At 74.0% G+C, this 20,257-nt stretch carries 17 protein-coding genes; 12 read left to right on the top strand and 5 right to left on the bottom strand.

The genetic code is table 11. The annotated features are described in order from the left end of the window. Positions 1-130 precede the first annotated feature (130 nt). Positions 131-1,726 carry an MFS transporter gene (locus ACIRD3_RS15465; protein WP_402215995.1) on the bottom strand — a complete coding sequence of 532 codons (1,596 nt, stop codon included), beginning with the start codon at positions 1,724-1,726 and terminating at the stop codon, positions 131-133. Positions 1,727-1,939: 213 nt separating this feature from the next. Here ACIRD3_RS15465 and ACIRD3_RS15460 point away from each other — a divergent pair, with 213 nt between their 5' ends. The 9 genes from ACIRD3_RS15460 (at position 1,940) to ACIRD3_RS15420 (ending at position 13,697) form a co-directional block, all read left to right on the top strand. Beyond that, positions 1,940-2,626, top strand: coding sequence for a TetR/AcrR family transcriptional regulator (locus tag ACIRD3_RS15460; RefSeq protein ID WP_402215993.1), 687 nt, complete (start codon positions 1,940-1,942; stop codon positions 2,624-2,626). A gap of 72 nt (positions 2,627-2,698) precedes the next feature. Beyond that, complete coding sequence (locus ACIRD3_RS15455; protein WP_402215990.1) at positions 2,699-4,000, top strand: sensor histidine kinase; 1,302 nt, start codon at positions 2,699-2,701, stop codon at positions 3,998-4,000. Then, positions 3,997-4,671, top strand: a complete 675-nt coding sequence (locus ACIRD3_RS15450; RefSeq protein WP_402215987.1) for a response regulator — start codon at positions 3,997-3,999, stop codon at positions 4,669-4,671. The genes ACIRD3_RS15455 and ACIRD3_RS15450 overlap by 4 nt, the downstream gene beginning before the upstream one ends. A gap of 174 nt (positions 4,672-4,845) precedes the next feature. Beyond that, positions 4,846-5,970, top strand: coding sequence for an alpha/beta hydrolase (locus ACIRD3_RS15445; protein WP_402215986.1), 1,125 nt, complete (start codon positions 4,846-4,848; stop codon positions 5,968-5,970). 80 nt (positions 5,971-6,050) lie between these two features. Continuing rightward, positions 6,051-7,280 (top strand): acyltransferase, encoded by a 1,230-nt coding sequence (locus tag ACIRD3_RS15440; protein WP_402215983.1) that lies wholly within the window; start codon positions 6,051-6,053, stop codon positions 7,278-7,280. 187 nt (positions 7,281-7,467) lie between these two features. After that, on the top strand, positions 7,468-9,405 hold the full coding sequence (locus ACIRD3_RS15435; RefSeq protein WP_402215981.1) for a galactose oxidase-like domain-containing protein: 1,938 nt from the start codon (positions 7,468-7,470) through the stop codon (positions 9,403-9,405). Between the two features lie 31 nt (positions 9,406-9,436). Beyond that, positions 9,437-11,845, top strand: a complete 2,409-nt coding sequence (locus ACIRD3_RS15430) for a Dyp-type peroxidase (RefSeq protein WP_402215978.1) — start codon at positions 9,437-9,439, stop codon at positions 11,843-11,845. A gap of 102 nt (positions 11,846-11,947) precedes the next feature. Continuing rightward, a complete protein-coding gene (locus ACIRD3_RS15425; RefSeq protein ID WP_402215975.1) occupies positions 11,948-12,283 on the top strand; it encodes an MmcQ/YjbR family DNA-binding protein in 336 nt (111 codons plus the stop codon). A 199-nt stretch (positions 12,284-12,482) separates the two neighbouring features. Continuing rightward, on the top strand, positions 12,483-13,697 hold the full coding sequence (locus tag ACIRD3_RS15420; protein ID WP_402215972.1) for an alpha/beta hydrolase: 1,215 nt from the start codon (positions 12,483-12,485) through the stop codon (positions 13,695-13,697). Between the two features lie 12 nt (positions 13,698-13,709). On the opposite strand, the gene ACIRD3_RS15415 is transcribed toward ACIRD3_RS15420, so the two are convergent. Beyond that, complete coding sequence (locus ACIRD3_RS15415; protein ID WP_402215969.1) at positions 13,710-14,702, bottom strand: helix-turn-helix transcriptional regulator; 993 nt, start codon at positions 14,700-14,702, stop codon at positions 13,710-13,712. Between the two features lie 101 nt (positions 14,703-14,803). Here ACIRD3_RS15415 and ACIRD3_RS15410 point away from each other — a divergent pair, with 101 nt between their 5' ends. Then, a complete protein-coding gene (locus ACIRD3_RS15410) occupies positions 14,804-15,382 on the top strand; it encodes a TIGR03086 family metal-binding protein (protein WP_402215968.1) in 579 nt (192 codons plus the stop codon). A 72-nt stretch (positions 15,383-15,454) separates the two neighbouring features. On the opposite strand, the gene ACIRD3_RS15405 is transcribed toward ACIRD3_RS15410, so the two are convergent. Continuing rightward, entirely contained in the window at positions 15,455-16,468 is a 1,014-nt protein-coding gene (locus ACIRD3_RS15405) for an aldo/keto reductase (protein WP_402215965.1), read from the bottom strand. Continuing rightward, entirely contained in the window at positions 16,465-16,968 is a 504-nt protein-coding gene (locus ACIRD3_RS15400; RefSeq protein WP_402215963.1) for a MerR family transcriptional regulator, read from the bottom strand. Before ACIRD3_RS15400 ends, ACIRD3_RS15405 begins: the two co-directional genes overlap by 4 nt. Positions 16,969-17,154: 186 nt before the next feature. Here ACIRD3_RS15400 and ACIRD3_RS15395 point away from each other — a divergent pair, with 186 nt between their 5' ends. After that, positions 17,155-17,985 carry a serine hydrolase domain-containing protein gene (locus tag ACIRD3_RS15395; protein ID WP_402215962.1) on the top strand — a complete coding sequence of 277 codons (831 nt, stop codon included), beginning with the start codon at positions 17,155-17,157 and terminating at the stop codon, positions 17,983-17,985. 30 nt (positions 17,986-18,015) lie between these two features. Here the strand turns inward: ACIRD3_RS15395 and ACIRD3_RS15390 are convergent, their stop codons facing one another. Then, positions 18,016-18,792, bottom strand: coding sequence for a pirin family protein (locus tag ACIRD3_RS15390; protein WP_402215959.1), 777 nt, complete (start codon positions 18,790-18,792; stop codon positions 18,016-18,018). 229 nt (positions 18,793-19,021) lie between these two features. Between ACIRD3_RS15390 and ACIRD3_RS15385 the strand changes: the two genes are divergently transcribed. Continuing rightward, positions 19,022-20,218: a PucR family transcriptional regulator gene (locus ACIRD3_RS15385; protein WP_402216357.1), complete on the top strand. Its 1,197-nt coding sequence runs from the start codon at positions 19,022-19,024 to the stop codon at positions 20,216-20,218. Positions 20,219-20,257: the final 39 nt, after the last annotated feature.

Below are 20,257 nucleotides of genomic sequence, written 5' to 3'. Positions count from 1 at the left end.
GCCCGGGAACCGGCACGCCCCGCGACACGACGCCCCGGGACACGACGCCGCGGGGCACCACACCCCGGGACAGCGCGACGGCCCCGGACTCCGCCGAGTCCGGGGCCGTGGCGTGCGGGGCGGCCGGCCGTCAGATGTGCACGGCCGGGCCCGCGTCGGTGGCGCCGCGGCGGGTGAGCAGGCCGAGCACGGCGGCGGCGAAGGCCACCACGGAGGCGACCGCGAAGGCCAGCGACATGCCGCTGACGAAGGACTCGTGGACGGCTCCGGCCATCGCGTCCACCACCTGCTGCGGGGTGCCGGCCGGGGCCGGCGGGGCGATGCCGAGCTGGGCGGCCTGCTTGAGGCCCTCGGCCTCGGCGCCCTGGACGGGCGGCAGGCCGGCCCCGGCCCAGTTGCCGGGCAGCACGTCGCCGACCTTGGCGGCCATCAGCGCGCCCAGCACCGCGGTGCCGAGGCTGCCGCCGACCTGCATCGCGGACTGCTGCAGCCCGCCGGCCACGCCGGACAGCTCCAGCGGGGCGTTGCCGACGATCACCTCGGTGGCGCCGACCATGACCGGGCTGATGCCGAGGCCCATCAGGACGAACCAGAGCGACATCACGCCGGTGCCGGAGCCGGTGTCCAGGGTGGACATGCCGAACATCGCGGTGGTGGTGATCAGCATGCCGGCCACGATCGGGATCCGCGGGCCGAGCTTGCCGATCGCGACCCCGGCCACCGGCGAGCCGACGATCATCATCCCGGTCATCGGCAGCAGGTGGACGCCGGCCTCGACCGGCTTCATCCCGTGCACGTTCTGCAGGTAGAAGGTCACGAAGAAGATCGCGCCGAAGAACGCGAAGGCCATCAGCACCATCAGCAGCACGCCCGCCGACAGCGGCACCGAGCGGAACAGGCTGAGCGGGATCAGCGGCTCGCGGGCCTTGCCCTGCCAGAGCGCGAACAGCACCATCAGCAGCACCGCGCCGACCAGGAACAGCAGTGTCCTGGTGTCGCCCCAGCCCCACTCGGGGGCCTTGATGATGCCGAAGACCAGCGCGAACATCCCGGCCGAGAGCAGCACGATGCCGGGCACGTCGAAGGACTTGGCGGCGTTCTCGGCCCGTACGTCCTTGAGGATCCACAGGCCCAGCGCCAGGGCGATCAGGCCGACCGGGACGTTGATGAAGAACACCGACTCCCAGTTGACGTGCTCGACCAGCAGCCCGCCGACGATCGGGCCGGCCGCGGTGGAGGCGCCGATCACGCCGCCCCAGATGCCGATCGCCATGTTGAGCCGCTCGGCCGGGAAGGCCCCGCGCAGCAGGCCGAGCGCGGCCGGCTGGAGCAGCGCGCCGAACAGGCCCTGGAGCACCCGGAAGGCGATCACGGTCTGGATGTTGCCCGCGAAGCCGATCGCGGCCGAGGTGGCGGCGAAGCCGACCGCGCCGACCAGGAAGGTGTTCTTGTGGCCGAACCGGTCGCCGATCTTGCCGGCGGTGATCAGGAAGACCGCGAGGGCGAGCAGGTAGCCGCTGGTGACCCACTGGATCTCGGACGGCGCCGCGTGCAGCTTCTCCTGGATCACCGGGTTGGCGATGGCGACGATCGTGCCGTCCAGCGCGACCATCATGACGCCGACCGCGACGGTCAGCAGGGTCAGCCAGGGGTGCCCCTTGAGGCCCCCGGACGGTGGCGACGGCGGGGCGTCCGCCTCGGAGTTCTTGACGACGGACTGGCTCATCTGGGCCCTCCGGGGCGTGGCTCGTGCGGAACGTGGTCGTGGCGCCCCGGCCCACCCGTCCCCACAGGTGCCCGGCCCGACGGGCGCCACTCGCGGCAGATTATGTCAGCCGCTGACATTCGGCAAACAGTGACTTCTGGCCAAGGCTGACATTTGTCAGAACGCTAAGGTTGTGCTCCCACCCGCCACACCCGCGCTCCGGAAGGCCCCGCCATGGCCGCTCACACCCCCCGCCCCACCGGCACCCCGGAGGACCTCGGGCGGACACCCGGACTCCGCGAGCGCAAGAAGCAGCAGACCCGGGACGCCCTGGTCCAGGCCGCCCACATGCTCTTCCTCAGCCAGGGCTTCGCCCGGACCACCGTCGACGAGATCGCCACCGCCGTCGACGTCTCCCAGCGCACCTTCTTCCGCTACTTCGCCAACAAGGACGAGGTCGCGCTCGCCGTGATGGCCGAGGCCGAGGACTACTTCATCGAGTGCCTGCGCAACCGCCCGGCCGAGGAGACCCCGCTCCAGGCCCTGCGCGCCTCGATCGTCAAGGCCTGGCGCGACCTCGGGAACGCCGAGACCTCCGGCCCCGGCTCGATCAGCAGCGCCCTGGAACTGCTGCGGATCATCGAGGAGACGCCCGCGCTGCTCGCCGCCCACCTGCGCCGGGTCACCGAGCAGGAGCGGCTGGTGGGCCGGGTGCTCGCCGAACGCGAGGGGCTGGACCCGGCCCGGGACCTGCGCCCGGTCGTGCTCGCCGCCGTCTTCGGCAGCCTGCTGCGCTCCGCCCACCTGTCCTGGACCGCCGAGCACGAACCGGCCGGCCCCGAGGGCATGGTCGCCGTGATCGAGCGCTACTTCGACCAGCTCGGCCCCGCCCTGGCCGGCCACTGGCGCCCGGAGGAGTAGTACTCCGGTACTACCCGGGATCCGGCCCCACGGTCGGATCCCGGCCGGGCCGCCCACCCCTACGCTGACGGGATGATCCACGCGTCCACCGGGCAGTCCCGCGCCCCGTCCCCGCGCAGCCTGCTCGCCCCGCTGCTGCACCCGTCCGGCGACCACACACCGCTGCTGGCGCAGTCCCGGTTCCCCTGGCTGCGGCACCTGCCCCTGGTCGCCGCGGTCGCGGCGATCTCCTCGCTGCTGCCCAGCTCGATCAACGTGCTGGCCAACGACTACGGGCTCGACACCGGCCTCGCCGCGGCCCTCTCGGTGGCCCTGACCGCGCCCCTGCTCCTCGCGCCCACCCGGCCGCTGCCCGCCTGGTGGATGATCGGGCTGACGAACCTGCTGACCTTCGCACTGGTGCTCACGACCGGCCGGAACACCTCCCCCTCCTGGCCCTGGCCCGCCACGAGCGTGATCGGCTACCTGCTGCTGATGCTGCCGCTCGCCCTCCGCGAGTCCCGCCGGACCCTGATCGCGGTCTGGCTGGCCACCGCCGGGGCGAGCCTCGTCTTCTCGGCGATCGGCGCGGTCCGGGACTGGGGCGGGGACAACAGCCTGCTGGTGATCGCCCTGACCGGCGCGGTCCTGGTCCTCGGCGGCGCCCTCCGGGAACGCGCCGTGGCGCGCCGACTGCTCTCCGAGCAGGAGCAGATCAGCGAGGTCGAGCGCGAGCGGCGCACCCTGCTGGAGGAACGCGCCCGGATCGCCCGGGAGTTGCACGACGTGGTGGCCCACCACATGTCGGTGATCGCGGTGCAGGCCGCCAGCGCGCCGTACCGGATCCCCGAGGTGCCGGCGGAGGCCGTCGAGGAGTTCACCGCGATCGCCGGCACCGCGCGCGAGTCGCTGGCCGAGATGCGCCGACTGCTGGGCGTGCTGCGCAGCGAGGAGACCGGCGGGGAGCGGGCCCCGCAGCCCGGGGTCGGCCAACTCGCCCAGCTGGTCGAGACGGTGGGACGCGCCGGAGTGCCGGCCGAACTGGCGGTGGACGAGGGGCTGGCCGAGCGGGTGCCGCAGGCCGTCGGCCTGTCCGTCTACCGGATCGTGCAGGAGGCGCTGGCCAACGTGGTGCGGCACGCCCCCGGCGCGCGGACCTGGGTGTCGCTCTCGGCGGACGGCCCGGACCTGCGGCTGACCGTGGTCAACGCGCCCCCGCCGCAGCGCACCGAGTCGCTGGAGGCCTCGGTCGAGGGCACCGGTCACGGCCTGGTCGGCATGCGGGAACGCGTGCGGCTCGTGGATGGCAGGCTGGACACCGGCCCGCTGCCGGACGGCGGCTTCAAGGTGGCCGCCGTCCTGCCCCTCGACCTTCCCCGGGAGACCACCGCATGACCATCCGCGTGATCATCGTCGACGACCAGGCCATGGTGCGCGCGGGGTTCGCCGCCCTGCTGAACGCCCAGACCGACATCGACGTGGTGGGGGACGCGGCGGACGGCGCCCAGGCCCTGGAGGCCGTCGGCCGCACCCACCCGGACGTGGTGCTGATGGACGTCCGGATGCCCGTGATGGACGGCCTGGAGGCGGCCCGGCGGCTGCTCGACCCGGCCGTCCCCGGCGCGCACCGGCCCAAGGTGCTGATGCTGACCACCTTCGACGTGGACGACTACGTGTACGAGGCGCTGCGCGCCGGGGCCAGCGGCTTCCTGCTCAAGGACGCCCCGCCGGCCGACCTGATCGCCGCGGTCCGGGTGGTCGCAGCGGGCGAGGCGCTGCTCGCCCCCTCGGTGACCCGGCGGCTGATCGAGGACTTCGCCCGCACCCGCCCGCCCAAGCGCCACGACCCCAGGGTGCGGCTCAACGGCCTGACCCCGCGCGAGACCGAGGTGCTGGAGCTGATCGCCCGCGGCCTGTCCAACCAGGAGATCGCCGCGAAGCTGGTGCTCGCCGAACAGACCGTCAAGACCCACATCGGCCGCATCCTCGGCAAGCTCGACCTGCGCGACCGCGCCCAGGCGGTGGTCCTGGCCTACGAGTCGGGCCTGGTGACCCCCGGCCAGTAGCAGGGGGGTCGTCCCCCCTGCCGGAAGGGGGGCGCCCCTCTCCCGGCAGGGGGGACAACCCCCTGATACCCCGGTACCACACGGGAGTTGGCCCCGCGGTGTGACGTCCGCGGGGCCTTCGCGTTCCTACCTTCCTCCCCGTCGCCAACCGAACGGACGAGGGAGACCAGGGACATGCGCGGATTTCGGGCCGGACGCGCGATCGCCGCCGGAGCGCTCGCACTGGCGGCGGTGCTCGGCGCGGGCGGCTGGGCCGCCGACACCCAGACCCCGCTCACCGGCCCGCCGCCCGGCAGCGCCGCCTGGACGGCCGACACCTCGCTCGGCCTGCCGCTGCCCGACCCGGCCACCGCCGCACCCGGCCGAGTCGCCTCCTTCTTCGCCGAGTTGACCCGGCAGCAGCAGGACGCGCTGGCCGCCCGGCACCCGCTGGTGGTCGGCAACCTGGACGGCGCCCCGGTCGAACTCCGGTACCGCGCCAACGCCCTGGCCCTGGCCGCCGAACGTGCCCGCGAACTCGCCCTGGCCGCCGACCCCGCCCGCACCCCGCAGGACCACGCGGCCGCCCGCACCCGCGCCGAGCGCTACCGCACCCTGCTGGAGGGCGGCCGGCAGGTCCTCGCCTTCGACCCGCGCGGCCGCGGCCAGGTCGCCGAGGTGTACGGCGACCTCGCCGCCGCCCGCCGCACCGCCGTGATCGTGCCCGGCTCGGACATCGACCTGCTCGACTTCGACCGCACCGCCGACCCGTACGGCACCCCGGCCGGCATGGCCCGCGCGCTGTACGAGGCCACCGGCCGGCAGACCGCCGTGATCGCCTGGGCCGGCTACACCACCCCGGTCGGCCTCGGCCTGGACGCCGCCACCGAGGACCTCGCCCGGGCCGGCGCCGACCGCCTGTCCCGACTGCTGGACGGACTCGCCGCCGCCACCCGCCCGCGGACCCCGCCCACCCTCTACTGCCACAGCTACGGCTCGGTGGTCTGCGGCCTGGCCCGCCCCACCCCCGCCCGGGCCTCCGGCGTGGTGGTGCTCGGCTCCCCCGGCATGGGCGTCGGCTCGGCCGCCGAACTCGACCCGGACGTCCCGCTCTGGGCCACCGCCCGCAACGGCTCCGACTGGATCGGCGACGTGCCCAAGGTCCGGCTGCTGGGCCTCGGCCACGGCGCCGACCCGACCGCCCCCGGCTTCGGCGCCCGCCCGCTGCCCGCCACCGGATCCCACGGCCACACCGGCTACTTCGCCCCCGGCACCGCCTCGCTCGCCGCCTACGCCGCCGTCGCCCTCGGCCGCGCCTGACCACCCCGCGCGCCGGCACCACCCGCACCGCCCCTACCGCCGCCACCACCCGCACCGCCCCTACCGGAAGGAGCACCCCCATGGCCCACCCGCTCGCCACGCTGCGCCGCGCCGCCGAGAAGGTCGACGCCCGGACGCCCGCCACCCGCGACCGAGCCCTGGACGGACTGCGCGCCCTCGCCCTGCTCGCCGTCCCGGTCGGGCACTGGATGCTCGGCGGCCTCACCCGCACCCCCGACGGCGCCCTGCACAACGCCAGCCCGCTCTCCTCGCTCGGCTTCTTCGCCCCGGCCAGCTGGGTGCTCCAGATGCTCGGGGTGTTCTTCCTGGTCGGCGGTCACTCCTCGGTCCGCTCGCTGGAGCGGGCCCGCGCCCGCGGCGCGACGTACGGGGGCTGGCTGCGCGCCCGGACGGTCCGGCTGCTGCGCCCGGTGCTCGGGGTCACGGCGGTGTGGGCGTTGCTGGTCCCGCTGCTGCCCGCGCTCGGCGTGCCCGGGGACACCCTGCGCACCGGCGCGACGCTGGTGGTGCAGCCGCTCTGGTACATCGGCGTCTACCTGGGGCTGACCGCGCTGACCCCGCTCTGCGTGGCCGCCGGACGCCGGCTGGGCGGCTGGTCGGCGGGCCTGCTGGTGGCCTCGGTCGCCGCCGTCGACCTGCTGCGGTACGGGCCGTGGGCGCAGGCGGTGCCGTCCTGGGTCGCACTGCTGAACATCCTGCCGGGCTGGCTGTTCGGCTACCAGCTCGGCGTGCTCTGGGCGCAGGGCCGGTTCGGGCGGCCGACCGCCCGGGCGCTGCTGGTCGGCGGCGGCGCGCTGTTCGCCACGCTGCTGCTGGTGTTCCACTACCCGGCCAGCATGGTCGGCGTGCCCGGGGACGAGCGCACCAACTCGCACCCGCCGTCCCTGCTGGTGCTCGCGCTGGCGGCGTTCCAGTGCGGCGCCGCGGTGCTGCTGCGGGAGCGGCTGGGCCGACTGCTGACGCGCCGTCCGCTGCTGTGGCTGCCCGTGGTGGTGGTCAACCTGTCGGCGATGACGATCTTCTGCTGGCACCAGAGCGCGATGCTCGCGGTGGCGGTGCCCGGCGCGGCCGGCCTCGGCGCCGTCCCGGGGCTGACCACCGCGCCGGATTCGCTCGGCTGGGTGGCCGCCCGGCTGGCGCTGCTTCCGCTGTTCGCGGGTGCCCTGGTGGCGATCGGGTGGTTCACCCGACGGTTCGACGGTCCGTGGACGTCCTTCTCCCGGGCCGGGAAGGCGGCGGCCGGCACCGGGTCGGCGCTGTTCGCGGCCTACGCGCTGGGCGTGGTGTGACCGGGACCGGCCGGGACGCGGCCCCGCCGGACGGCTTCCCCGAGGAGATGTATCCGCATGCGAACCACCACGCACTGTGATCTCCTGTGACGGTCGGCGACCATCGCAGGACCGCGCCCGCCCACGGCCCGTCCGTCCGCATTCGCCACCCTCCCCCCGACACCACCCCACCCTTCCGAGGAGTCCCATGTCCCCGTCCCCACCCCGCCCCGAGCCGCGGCGCCGGGCCCGCCGCCGACTGCCGGGCACCGCCGTGGTCCTCGCGGTGACCGCCGGCACCCTGCTGGGCACCGTCGCCCCCGCCGTCGCCCACGGCGGACCGGCCGCCCCCGGGGCGGACGACCTCACCCCGCACGTCGACTCCCCCCGGGTGATGGCCGAACTGCGCGAGGACGAGGTCGCGGCGCTCGGCCAGGAGCACGCCGAGGAGCACGCCCGGATGCGCGCCGCCATCCGCGGCATCGGCGACTACCCGCAGACCACCCGCACCAACCGGTACAACGCGCTGACGGCCTCCCAGGCCGACCACAACAAGGCCTTCGACCCGGCGACCTTCGGCGCGTTCCGCCAGTACTTCGACTCCCCCGACTTCGGCGACCACGTCGCGCTGCTGCCGACCGGCAAGGTGCTGCTGTTCTCCTTCGAACGGATCGAGACCAACCCGGAGAAGGAGCCCGCCCCCACCCAGACCATCGGCAAGGAGAACGCCGGCCGGGCCTTCCTCTGGGACCCGAAGAAGAACTACGGGCCGGACGCGTTCAAGCAGGTCAACCCCCCGGTCATCGACATGCCGGACGGCCTCGGCGAGAAGCGCCCGGCACCGTTCTTCTGCTCCGGCCACTCCTTCCTGCCCAACGGCATGCTCGGCGTGTTCGGCGGCAACCTCGGTGGCAACGGCGGCACCGGAGCCAAGCTCTCGCTGATCTTCGACCCGTGGACGGAGACCTGGACCCGCAACCCCGACATGTCGGTCGGCCGCTGGTACCCCTCGGTGGTGACCGGCGCCGACGGCCGCCAGCTGATCATGTCCGGCCAGTCCGAACTCGGCTACGGCACCCCCACGCCGGTGGTCGAGCGCTTCCCCGCCAAGGCCTTCGCGGTCCCGCTGAAGAAGACCGACACGCCCAGGGACACCCCGGTGGAGCGGTTCAAGTCGGACGCCCCCTTCTCCACCGACTACCCGCACCTGTTCTCGCTCAACGACGGCAACGTCTACGGCTTCGGCCGCCAGCCCGCCGAGCAGTGGAAGTTCGACCCGGTCGTCGAGTCCCGCAGCGACCTGGCCGCCCGCCCCGACGGCCGCAGGCGCAACTACGGCTCCGCCGTGCTGCTCCCCAACGGCACCAACGGCCCGGACTCCGCGCTGGTCCTCGGCGGCGACCGGGACAACCCGAGCACCCTGCGCTTCTCCAACGGCACCTGGACGGCCGAGAAGTCCCGCGCCTTCGGCCGCACCCAGGACGACACGATCCTGCTGCCCACCGGCCGGTTGATGACCGTCAACGGCGCCTACGACATCCGCGACTACGGCAACGGCCCGTACAACCCGAACGCGGACCTCAAGTACCGCCAGATCGAGCTGCGCGACGACCAGGGCAACTGGCAGCTCGGCCCGGTCCAGCGCCTCCCGCGCGGCTACCACTCCAACGCGGTCGTGCTGCCGGACGGGCGCGTCCTGGTCACCGGCGACGAACTCCAGCAGCTGGCCAACAACACCGACGTCAACCGCACGGTGAGCGGCATCCCCGGCACCACCGGCCCGGTCACCATGAACGGCACCATCGAGATCTACGAGCCCGCCTACCTGCACCAGGGCAGTCGGCCCGACCTGGACGACGCGCCGACCGTGCCGATCGGCTACGACAAGCGGTTCACGGTCTCCAGCTCGACCTCGGACCAGGTGGTCAAGGCCGTCCTGCTCGCGCCGACCACCTCCACCCACTCGGTCAACACCAGCCAGCGGTACCTCGACCTGCGGATCACCAGCCAGGCCGGCAACCGGATCCAGCTGCAGGCCCCGCCGGACGCCAAGGCCGCGCCGCCCGGCTGGTACATGATCTTCCTCCTCGACGCCAAGGGCGTGCCCAGCGAGGCGAAGTGGATCCAGCTCACCCCGTCCGCCTGACCCCACCCCCCCCCGGAAGGAACCCCCACCCATGGCAACGGACCTGAGTCTGCGCGAGAGCGACGAGATCCAGGGCGACATCCTCGCCGGCTTCAAGAAGGACAACGTCAGCGTCCTCTTCCTCAAGTTCGAGGACGCGACCCGGGCGCGCGACTGGCTCCGCAAGCTGACCCCGCAGATCTCCACCACCCGCGAAGTCGCCGCGTTCAACGAGGCGTTCAGCGAGGCCAGGGCCGCGTCCGGCGGCGACGACCCGAAGTCGCTGACCGCCACCTGGCTCGGCATCAGCTTCACCTACGAGGGCCTGCTGATGCTCTCCGGCGCCGACCCGCTCCCGTCGCTCCCCCAGGGCGACACCGGCCTGAAGGCCTTCAAGGAGGGCGCGGCCAAACGGGCCGGCGGGCTCGGCGACACCGGCGACAACTCCCCGGAGAACTGGCTCTTCGGCAACGGCAGGACGCAGTCCGTCCACGCCGTCCTGAAGATCTCCGCGGACACCGAGAAGGACCTGCAGGCGGCCGTCGAGGCCCAGCGGATCGCCGCCGCCGAATCCCGGGTCCTGATCGTCTACCAGCAGAACGCGAAGACCCTCCTGGGCAGCCGCCGCGGCAAGGAGCACTTCGGGTTCAAGGACGGCATCAGCGAGCCCGGCGTCCAGGGCTTCGACCGGCCCAGCCCGAGCGATCCGGAGCAGGTGGACGGCCACCCCGGCACCCGGATCATCCCGGCCGGCGAGTTCGTCTGCGGCCTGGACAACGACCGGTTCAGCTTCCCCAAGGAGCAGTACCCGGCCTGGACGCACAACGGCTCCTTCCAGGTGGTCCGCCGGCTCGCCCAGGACGTCCCCGGCTGGTGGGCGCAGGTCGCGGTCAAACTGGCGGAGCTCCGCCGGGCCAAGGCCGTCCCGGACCACGCCACCACCGAGTGGCTGGCCGCCCGGATGGTCGGCCGCTGGCGCTCCGGCGCCCCGGTCTGCCACTTCCAGGACCGGGACGCCCCGAACAACCCGACCGCCGCCAGGGACAACGCCTTCGACTTCTCGGACGACCCGGAGGGCCTGGTCACCCCGCTCTGGTCGCACCTGCGCAAGACCGAGCCGCGGGCCGGCCTGCAGGAGAGCCCGGACAAGCCCCCGTTCCCCGCCAAGGACCTCAACGGCCGGCGGATCATCCGCCGCGGCACCCCGTACGGAGAGCCGTTCGACCCGGCCTCCGAGGGCCCGGGCGGCCCCGACGACCCGCGCGGGCTGCTGTTCATCTGCTACCAGGCCGACCTCAAGCGGCAGTTCGAGTTCATCCAGGCCAGCTGGATGGACCGGGCGAACTTCCCGCCCAACCGCGACTCGCAGGACACCACCCCGCCCGGGCACGCCAACCCCAGACCCGTGCCCGGCCGGGACCCGGTCACCCAGAACTGCACCGACCCGGACACCGGCGAGGTCACCCCGCTCGACTACGAGAGCCGGGACACCGCCGGCCTGATCCGGCACACCCCGCTGAACTTCGCGCAGTTCGTCCAGACCACCGGCTCGGTGTACGCCTTCATGCCCTCGATGAGCATCCTGCGGGGGCTCTGCGAGGGCCGGCTCGCCCCGGTCGGCGGGCAGACCGGCCAGACCGGCGGCCAGGGCGGCACCCAGACCGGCGGCCAGACCGGGCAGACCGGCGGCCAGCCCGCGCCCCAGCCGGTCAAGGCCTACCCCTGCGACGAGTTCGTCCCCGTCCCGGACCAGTACCGCAAGGGCGGCCAGAGCCGGTACTGGGCGTTCCACGGCGACCGCTGCCGGATGATCTCGGTGGCCGACGGCTCCTCGCACACCGACCGCAAGGTCGAGGACGACACCTGGCTGACCACCTGGTCCTGTCTGCAGGGCGTCGGCCGGGTGGACTGCTTCCTGCCCGTCCCGGACCAGCAGGACCCGGCGGGCAAGAGCTGGTACTGGGTGTTCCACAGCACCGGCGGCCGCCAGCAGTACCGGCTGGTCTCCATCACCTGCGGCGGCGGCCGGTACACCACGACGCTCGAACGCTCCGACCGCGACCTCACCTCCTGGGGCTCGCTCAGCGGCGTCGGCCAGGTGGACTGCTGGCTGCCCGTCCCGGACCAGCAGCGGGTCGGCGGCAAGAGCTGGTACTGGTGCTTCCACACCACCGCCGGCCGCCAGCAGTACCGGCTGATCTCGATCGCCGACGGCTCCTCGCACACCGACGTGCGCGAGCGCACCGACCGCGAACTCTCCCAGTGGAGTTCGCTGAGCGGCCTGAACCGGGTGGACTGCTTCCTGCCCGTCCCGGACCAGCAGCGGGTCGGCGGGAACAGCGAGTACTGGGTGTTCTCCGGCCAGAACTACCGCCGGATCTCGGTCTCCGACGGCAGCGGCCACCCGGACCGGCTGGTCGCCGCCGACCGCTCCTGCGACGCCTGGGCCTCGCTCTCCTGATCGGGCTCCGCCCCTGGAGGAGCCCTGCCGATCCACGCGCCCCCGGCGAGCCAGCGCGCGCGCCGGGGGCGTGTTGTCATCCCCCTGCCCTAACCTGCCGCCATGGTGACGTTCGACGAGTTCCGCACGATGGCCCTGGCCCTGCCGGAGGCCGCCCAGGAACCGACCTGGGAGATCGAGACGCTGCGGGTCCGCAGCAAGATCTTCGCGATGGGCGCCCCCGACGGCGACCGGGTCACCGTCAAGGCCTCCCCCGAGGACCAGGCCGAACTCCTCGCCGCCGAGCCCGAGGTGTTCTCCTCCGCCCCCTACGTCGGGCGGCACGGCTGGGTGAGCGTCCGGCTGGACCTGGTGGACCCGGAGGAGCTGCGCGACCTGGTCACCGAGGCCTGGCGGCGGACGGCGCCCAAGCGGCTGGTGCGCGAGTTCGACTCCTGAGCGACCGGCCGTACGGGCCGCCGCCAACCACTGGGAGACGCCGTCAGGACACCCCCGGTTCATGTGATCCATCCCACAGTTTGGGCGTGCCCGCCGCCCCTCCGGGCCCCCTAGGCTTGCGCAGGGAAGTCAGCAGTTCATATCGCACCCTCCGGGCACCGCCCGTGAAACGGTGACGGGCCCCAAGGGAGTTGGTGCGGTGCGCAACCGTCGACGCTGGAAGCGCGTACTGGTCGGGGCGTTCGCGGGGTGTGCCGTGCTCGCCGACGCCGGCGCCTCGGCGGCCGCGGCCGCGGTCTCCTCCGAGCAGCTGGCGATCTCCACGCCCCCGGCCGGCAGCGCCGCCTGGGTCCAGGACCACTCCTTCGGCCGCTCCCTGCCCGACCCGGCCACCACCTCCCCGGCCGCCGCCGCCGAGTTCTTCGCCTCGCTGGCGCCCACCGAGCTGGACCGGCTGATCCAGGCCTACCCGCTGGTCGTCGGCAACTACGACGGCGCCCCGCTGGACCTGCGCTACCGCGCCAACCGGATCGCCCTGGCCGCCGAGCGCGACAAGGCCCGGGCCCGCGCCCAGGACCACGAGCTCGACTCCGACACCCGCGCGCTGGCCGTCTCCCGCGCCAACGACGTCGAGCACCTGCTCGCCCCCGGCCGGCAGATCCTGGCCTTCGACCCGCGCGGCCGCGGCCTGGTCACCGAGGTCTGGGGCGACCTCGCCGACGCCGAGCGGATCTCCGTCCTGGTGCCCGGCTCGGACGCCGACCTCGGCCACTTCGACCAGACCGCCGAACCGCTGCGCTCCCCCGCCGGCATGGCCCGCGCCCTCTACGCCGAGGAGCAGCGCCAGGCCCCCGGCACCCGTACCGCCGTGGTCTCCTGGACCGGCTACGTCACCCCCTCCGGCCTCGGCCCGGACGCGGCCACCTCCCGGCTCGCCGACGTCGCCGCGCCCCGGCTGGAGCGGCTGCTCGCCGGGCTCAAGGAGACCACCCGCCCGGACGTGCCCCCGTCGCTGCTCTGCCACTCGTACGGTTCGGTGGTCTGCGGCACCGCCGCCCCGAAGATCCCGCGCGCGGCGGCCTCGCCGTCCGACACCTCGGGCATCACCGACATGATGGTGTTCGGCAGCCCCGGCATGGGCGTGCAGAGCACCGCCGAACTCGGCGACGGCGTCCACGTCTGGGCCGCCCGCAACCCCAGCGACTGGATCGGCAACGTCCCGTTCCTGGAGGTCGGCAAGCTCGGCCACGGTGCCGACCCGACCGGCGGCGGCTTCGGCGCCGAGCAGATCTCCTCGGCCCGCGCGGTCGGCCACAACGGCTACTTCACCGAGGGCACCGACAGCCTGCACAACTTCGCGGCGATCTCCCTCGGCCACTACCAGGCCGTCGTCCGCACCACCCCCAACTCGTAGGGCCCGCAAGCCCTACAGGGGCTGGTCCTGGTACAGCCGCAAGGCCTCCGTCGCCGCCCTGGCCAGTTCGCGCCGGGCGGCCGGCGGAGCCAGCACCTCGACCTCCGCGCCGAAGGCCAGCAGCGACCGGACGGCCGCCGGGGCCGGGAAGGCCATCGGCACCTCGACCCAGTCCTCGGCCGCTCCGACGCCCGTCTCCGCCGGCGGCGCGGTGACCCGCCCGCCGTGGATGCGCAGGAACACGTCCAGCCGGCCACGCCGGACCCGCACCCGTACCGGCAGTTCCTTGGGCAGCCGCTCCACCTGCTCGCGCAGCACCGTCCACACGTCGCCGAGCCCCACCCCGGCCCGGCGGCGCACCGCCTCCTCGGCGGTCTCGACGGCCAGCACCCGGTCGGCCCGGAACAGCCGCGGCTCGCCGTGCAGGTCGGCCACCAGGTACCAGACCGCCGCCTTGCAGACCAGTCCGTACGGGTCGACGGTGTAGTCCACCGGCGCGGGCGTGCCGCTGTGCCGGTAGCGCAGCCGCACCCGCCGGTCGGCGAAAACCGCGTACTGCAGCTCGCCCAGGTCCGGCCCGGCCACGGTGCCGGCCGCCCCGCCCTGGTGCATCCAGCGGACCGGGTCGACCAGGATCCGCTCGCTGATCCGCTCGGCCTCCGGGCGGTGCGGGGCGGGCAGTGCCGCCATCACCTTGCGCAGCGCCGAGCCGAGCGCGCCGTCCAGTCCGAGGTCGCTGTGCGCGCCCCGGGCGGAGAGCACGAACAGCGCCCTGGCCTCGTCCGCGGTCAGGCCCGTGACGTCGGTCCGGTAGCCGGGCAGCAGGCCGATGCCGCCGTGCCGCCCGCGCTCGGTGAACACCGGCACCCCGGCGGCGGAGAGCGACTCCACGTCGCGGTAGACGGTGCGGACGGACACCTCCAGCCGCTCGGCGAGTTCGGTGGCGGACACCCGGCCGCGGGTCTGGAGCAGCAGGAGGACGGAGAGCAGGCGGTCGGCCTTCATGGGACAAGAATCCCAGTAATCCTGACGGTCCTTGTCAGGTTTTACTGGGAGATTGCGTTCCGAGCCCGAAAGACCGCCCGACCACGGAGAGTTGACCACCCATGAACGCCGTCCAGGACGCCCGCCCGCAGTACCTGCTCGCCCTCGGCCAGTTGGAGAAGCTGTTCGCCACGATCACTCCGGCGGACCTCGACCGGCCCACCCCCTGCACCGAGTTCACCCTCCGCGGGCTGCTCAACCACGTGGTCGGCGGAATCCACCGCTTCGCGTACATGGGCGAGGGCGGCCGCGCCGCGGACATCCTGCCCGGCATCGAGGACCCGTCCGACGAGGGCTGGACGGACGCGCTGGCCCGGGCGAGCGCCCGCGCCACCGCCGCCTGGGCGGACGACGCCAAGCTGGCCCGCCCGACCTTCGCCCCCTGGGGCGAGGTGCCCGGCGGCATGGTGGTCGGCGGCTACGTGATGGAGGCGACCACCCACGCCTGGGACATCGCCCGGAGCCTCGACAACGGCTTCGTGCTGGACGACGCCCTGGCGCACACCGCGCTGGGGGTCGCCCAGGCCGTGCTGCCGCCCGAGAGCCGGGTCGAGGGCGTCCCGTTCGGCACGGTGCAGCCGGTCGCCGAGGACGCCGACGTCCACACCCGGCTGGCCGCCTTCACGGGCCGCGCGGTCTGAGCCCCCGGAACACGACGTGCCGGACGAGCCCGGGGAGCCACCGACTCCCCGGGCCCGTCCGGCCGCTCCCGGCTACTCCCTCCCGACCGAGGTGAAGGCCATGTCCGGGTAGCGGTCCCCCGCCACGGCGCCGGCCACCGGCTCCAGCAGCGCCAGCTCCTCGACGGTGAGCCGCAGCGTCGCCGCCGCGGCGTTCTCGGCGAGCCGGCTCCGCTTGCGGGTGCCCGGGATCGGCACGACGGTCAGTCCGTGCACCTCGGCCCGCTGGTGCACCCAGGCCAGCGCGACCTGGGCCAGGGTCACCCCGCGGGCCGTCGCGATCTCCCGCATCGGCGCCAGCAGTTCGGTGTTGGCCGCCGCGTTGGCGCCGGTGAAGCGCGGCTGGGTGCGCCGGACGTCGTCCGCCGCGAGCTGCTCGGCGGCCTGGAAGGCGCCGGTCAGGAAGCCCCGGCCGAGCGGCGAGTACGGCACGAAGGCGACGCCCAGCTCGGCCGCGGCCGGCACCGCCGAGCGCTCGACGTCCCGGGCGAACACCGACCATTCGGACTGCACGGCCGCGATCGGGTGGATCGCGTGCGCCTCGCGCAGCTCGACGCCGGTCACCTCGGACAGGCCGAGGTGGCGCACCTTGCCGGCCTCGACCAGCTCGGCCATGGCACCGACCGAGTCGGCCAGCGGCACGGCCGGGTCGCGGCGGTGCATGTAGTAGAGGTCGATCTCGTCCACGCCGAGGCGGCGCAGCGAGGCGTCCACGGCGGTCCGGATGTACGCGGGGTCGTTGCTGATGCCGCGGTAGCCCGGGTCCTCCTCCTTGCGGACGAGCGCGAACTTGGTGGCGAGCACCACCTTGTCCCGGTTGGCCCGGACGAAGGGGCCGATGAACTCCTCGTTGCGGCCGTAGCCGTAGGCGTCTGCGGTGTCGAACAGGGTGACGCCCGCGTCCAGCGCGGCCGCCAGGGTGGCGAGCGACTCGTCGGAGTCGGTCGGGCCGTAGAACTCGCTCATGCCCATGCAGCCGAGGCCCTGGAGGCCCACCAGCGGGCCGCCGGTGCCGAGTTCGGCGGTGGGGAGGACGGGGTGAGTCATGCGCTCTGCTCTTCCTCTGCGGGGACGTACTGGCATGGGGCCGGGGCGTCGCGGTCGGTGACCTTCCCGGCATAGAGATCGATCTTGTAGTCGAGGACGGCGAGGGTGGCCTGGAGGTCGACGATCCGCTGCCGGACCTCCTCGCGCTGGGCCTCCAGCAGCAGGCGCCGACCCTCGTAGGTCTGCTCGCCGCGGCGGGCCATGTCGACGTACTTGAGCATGTCCGCCACGGACATGCCGGTCAGCCGCAGCCGGCCGAGGAAGGCCAGCCGGTGCAGGTCGGCGTCGCAGTAGCGGCGCTGGCCGCCGGCGGCCCGGTCGACCGGGTCCAGCAGGCCGATCCGCTCGTACCAGCGCAGGGTGTGGGCGGTCAGTCCGCTCGCCGCGGCGACCTCGCTGATGGTGTGCCGCGGGGTCCGGTCCGGATCGCCGCCGGGCGCCCGGTCGAACACCTCGGAGCAGCTGCGCAGATCGATCTCGACCCGTGCGGGTGTGGCCATCGGACGTCTCCCCCTGTCCTGCGCGACCGTCCGGCGCGACGGTCCTGCGCGACGGGAACGACGCTACCGAGTTGGAGTGCACTCCAAGCAAGCCGACCGGGCCCGGCAGCCGGGTGCCCCCACCACCCGGCTGAACAGCGGGGTCCCCCCGCCGCCGCCCTCCCGCCCCGACTACAGTCGAGGTCCATGGAGAGCTTGCGCGTGATCGACAACTGGCCGGTGCCCCACGCCGCGGTGGCGGTGGTCCGGGGGGCGGACGGCGCGGTGCTGGGGGCGCACGGCCCGCAGCAGCACCTGTTCCCGCTGGCGTCGGTGACCAAGCTGCTCACCTCGTACGCGGCGCTGGTCGCGGTCGAGGAGGGCGTGTTCGAGCTGGACGACCCGGCCGGGCCGCCCGGTGCGACCGTCCGCCACCTGCTGGCGCACACCTCCGGTCTGGGTTTCGACGAGGACCGGGTGTTCGGCGAGCCCGGCAAGCGCCGGCTCTACTCCAACGCGGGCTTCGACGCACTGGCGACGGCGCTGTCCGAGGCCGCCGGGATCGAGTTCTCCCGCTACGTCGCCGAGGCCGTGTTCGAACCGCTGGGGATGGCCGACACCCTGATCAACACCGCGCACAAGTCCCCGGCCGGCGCCGGCGGCCTGTCCACCGTCGCCGACCTCGCCCGGTTCGCCGCCGAGCTGCAGGCGCCCAAGCTGCTGGACCCGTCCACCGTCCGGCGGGCCACCCGCGAGGTCGCCTTCCCCGGCACCGGCGGTGTGCTGCCCGGCTACGGCCACCAGCGCCCGAACGACTGGGGCCTCGGCTTCGAGATCCGCGACGGCAAGACCCCGCACTGGACGGGCACCGCCAACTCCCCGGACACCTTCGGCCACTTCGGCCAGACCGGCACCTTCCTGTGGGTCGACCCACGGGCCGGCGCGGCCTGCGTGGCGCTCACCGACCGGGACTTCGGCCCCTGGGCGGTCGAGGCCTGGCCGGCCTTCTCCGACGCGGTGCTCGCCGAACTCGGCTGAGTCCTCTCCTTCGGACCCGGCCCGTCGGCCTCAGCCGTACGAGACCGGCGAGTGCATCTCCCACAGCAGGAGTTGCGCGCCGGTCTCGCCCGCCGACGGATCGGCGAAGGCCTCGCCGGTGATCCGCACGCTGTCGCCCGGGGCCATCGAGCGCCCGCCGCCCTTGGGCCCCGGGATCGTCCGGTACCCGAGCGAGCCGGCCGTCAGGTGGGCGTACCGCCAGGGGGCGGCGGGCAGTTCGGGCAGCGGCTGCCACGGCCCGGCGGTCACCAGCCAGAGCGCGGCGTCACTGCGGCGCAGCCGCAGGGCGTCCGTCCCGGCGTCGCGCGCCAGACCGGAGGCGAGCAGCGTCAACCCGCCGTCCGCCGGTTCCACCTTGCGCAGCCCGTACGCGGGGGCCGCGTCGAACTCGTCCGGCTGCAGCCACATCTGGACGAAGCGCACCGGGCCGGTGGCGCCGCCGACGTTGCGCTCGGTGTGGGTGACGCCGGAGCCGGCGCTGAGGTGCTGGACCATCCCCGGGCGGACCACCCCGTCGTGGCCGTGGGAGTCGCGGTGCGCGAGCGCGCCCTCCAGCACCCAGGTGAGGATCTCGGTGTCCCGGTGCTTGTGCTCCTCGAACCCGGAGCCGGGGGCGAGGAGTTCCTCGTTGCACGCGAGCAGCGCGCCGAAGTGCGTGTTCTTCGGGTCGTAGTGGCCGGAGAAGGAGAACGCGTGGCGGGTCTCGATGCCTTCGGCCGGGGTGGAGCGGTAGCGCTCGGCGGTGCGGCGCAGGTCGGCACGGGGGCGGTCAGCGGCGTCGGTCACGCGCCCCACGGTAGTCGGTGCGGACCGCACCGTAGCGCGTGCGGGCCCTTGCCACCGCGCCGCTCCGCCGGGGGGTGTGCACGAGCAGTCACTCGCGTGAGGCAGTCTTGTCCTTGTGCCAGCCGTTTCCTCGAACTCCAAGAGCGAACCCAGTCCCGTACCCGAACCGACCGGGAAGAGTCCGGCTCCCCGGACGGGCCGCGACCGTCCCGGCCGCTCGGCGCCCCGCCTGACCGCGCAGGAGCGCAGAAACGCCGCCGAGCGCGCCGAGCGCCGGGCGGCGACGCTCAAGCGGCTGGAGAAGTCCTCGGGAAAGCTGGCCACCGCCGCGATCTCGCGGATGGACGACGAGCTCGGCTGGTACCGGCGGATGCCCCCGGAGCACCGGTCCTGGATCGGCTTGGTCGCCCAGGCCGGCATCGCGGCCTTCACCGAGTGGTACCGCCACCCCGACACCGCGCAGGCGATCTCCACCGACGTCTTCGGCACCGCGCCGCGCGAGCTCACCAGGGCGATCACCCTGCGCCAGACCGTCGAGCTGATCCGCACCACGATCGAGGTGATGGAGGAGGCCATCGAGGAGGTGGCCGCCCCGGGCGACGAGGCGGACATGCGCGAGTCGGTGCTGGTCTACGCCCGGGAGATCGCCTTCGCGACCGCCCAGGTGTACGCCCAGGCGGCCGAGGCGCGCGGCGCCTGGGACGCCCGGCTGGAGGCGCTGGTGGTCAACTCCCTGCTGTCCGGCGACGCCGACGAGGGCGTCCTCTCCCGGGCCGCGGCACTCGGCTGGGGCCAGCCCAGCCAGGTCCGGGTGGTGATGGGCAGCGCGCCGGACGGCGACAGCGAGCTGGTGGTCGAGGCGATCCGCCGGGCCGCCCGGTACGCCAAGCTGAACGTCCTGACCGGGGTGCTGGGCAAGCGTCTGGTGGTCGTGGTGGGTGGCGACAAGGAGCCGGTGCACGCCGCCCGGGCGCTGATCGGCCAGTTCGCGCCGGGCCCGGTGGTGGTCGGCCCGACCGTGCCCGACCTGCTCTCCGCGACCCGTTCGGCGCACGCCGCCGCGGCCGGGCTGCGGGCCTGCGCGGCCTGGCCGGACGCGCCCCGCCCGGTGCTGGCCGACGACCTGCTGCCCGAGCGGGCCCTGGCCGGCGACCAGGCCGCCCGCCGCCAGTTGGTGGAGGAGATCTACACACCGCTCGACGAGGCCGGCTCGGCCCTGCTGGAGACGCTGAGCGTCTACCTGGAGCAGGCCTCCTCGCTGGAGGGCGCGGCCCGGATGCTCTTCGTCCACCCCAACACGGTGCGCTACCGGCTACGACGTGTGACCGACGTCACGGGGTACGCGCCCTCCGACGTACGTTCGGCGTTCACCCTGCGGATCGCACTGGCCCTCGGCCGGCTGGATGCCACGGGGGAGCCCGGCTGAGCCGGAGTGTAGGGACCATACAATCCCGAATGGTTTTCT

The sequence above is a fragment of the Kitasatospora sp. NPDC093550 genome, assembly GCF_044764985.1.
Lineage (GTDB): Bacteria > Actinomycetota > Actinomycetes > Streptomycetales > Streptomycetaceae > Kitasatospora.
This window is presented reverse-complemented; position numbering and strand designations above follow the sequence as displayed.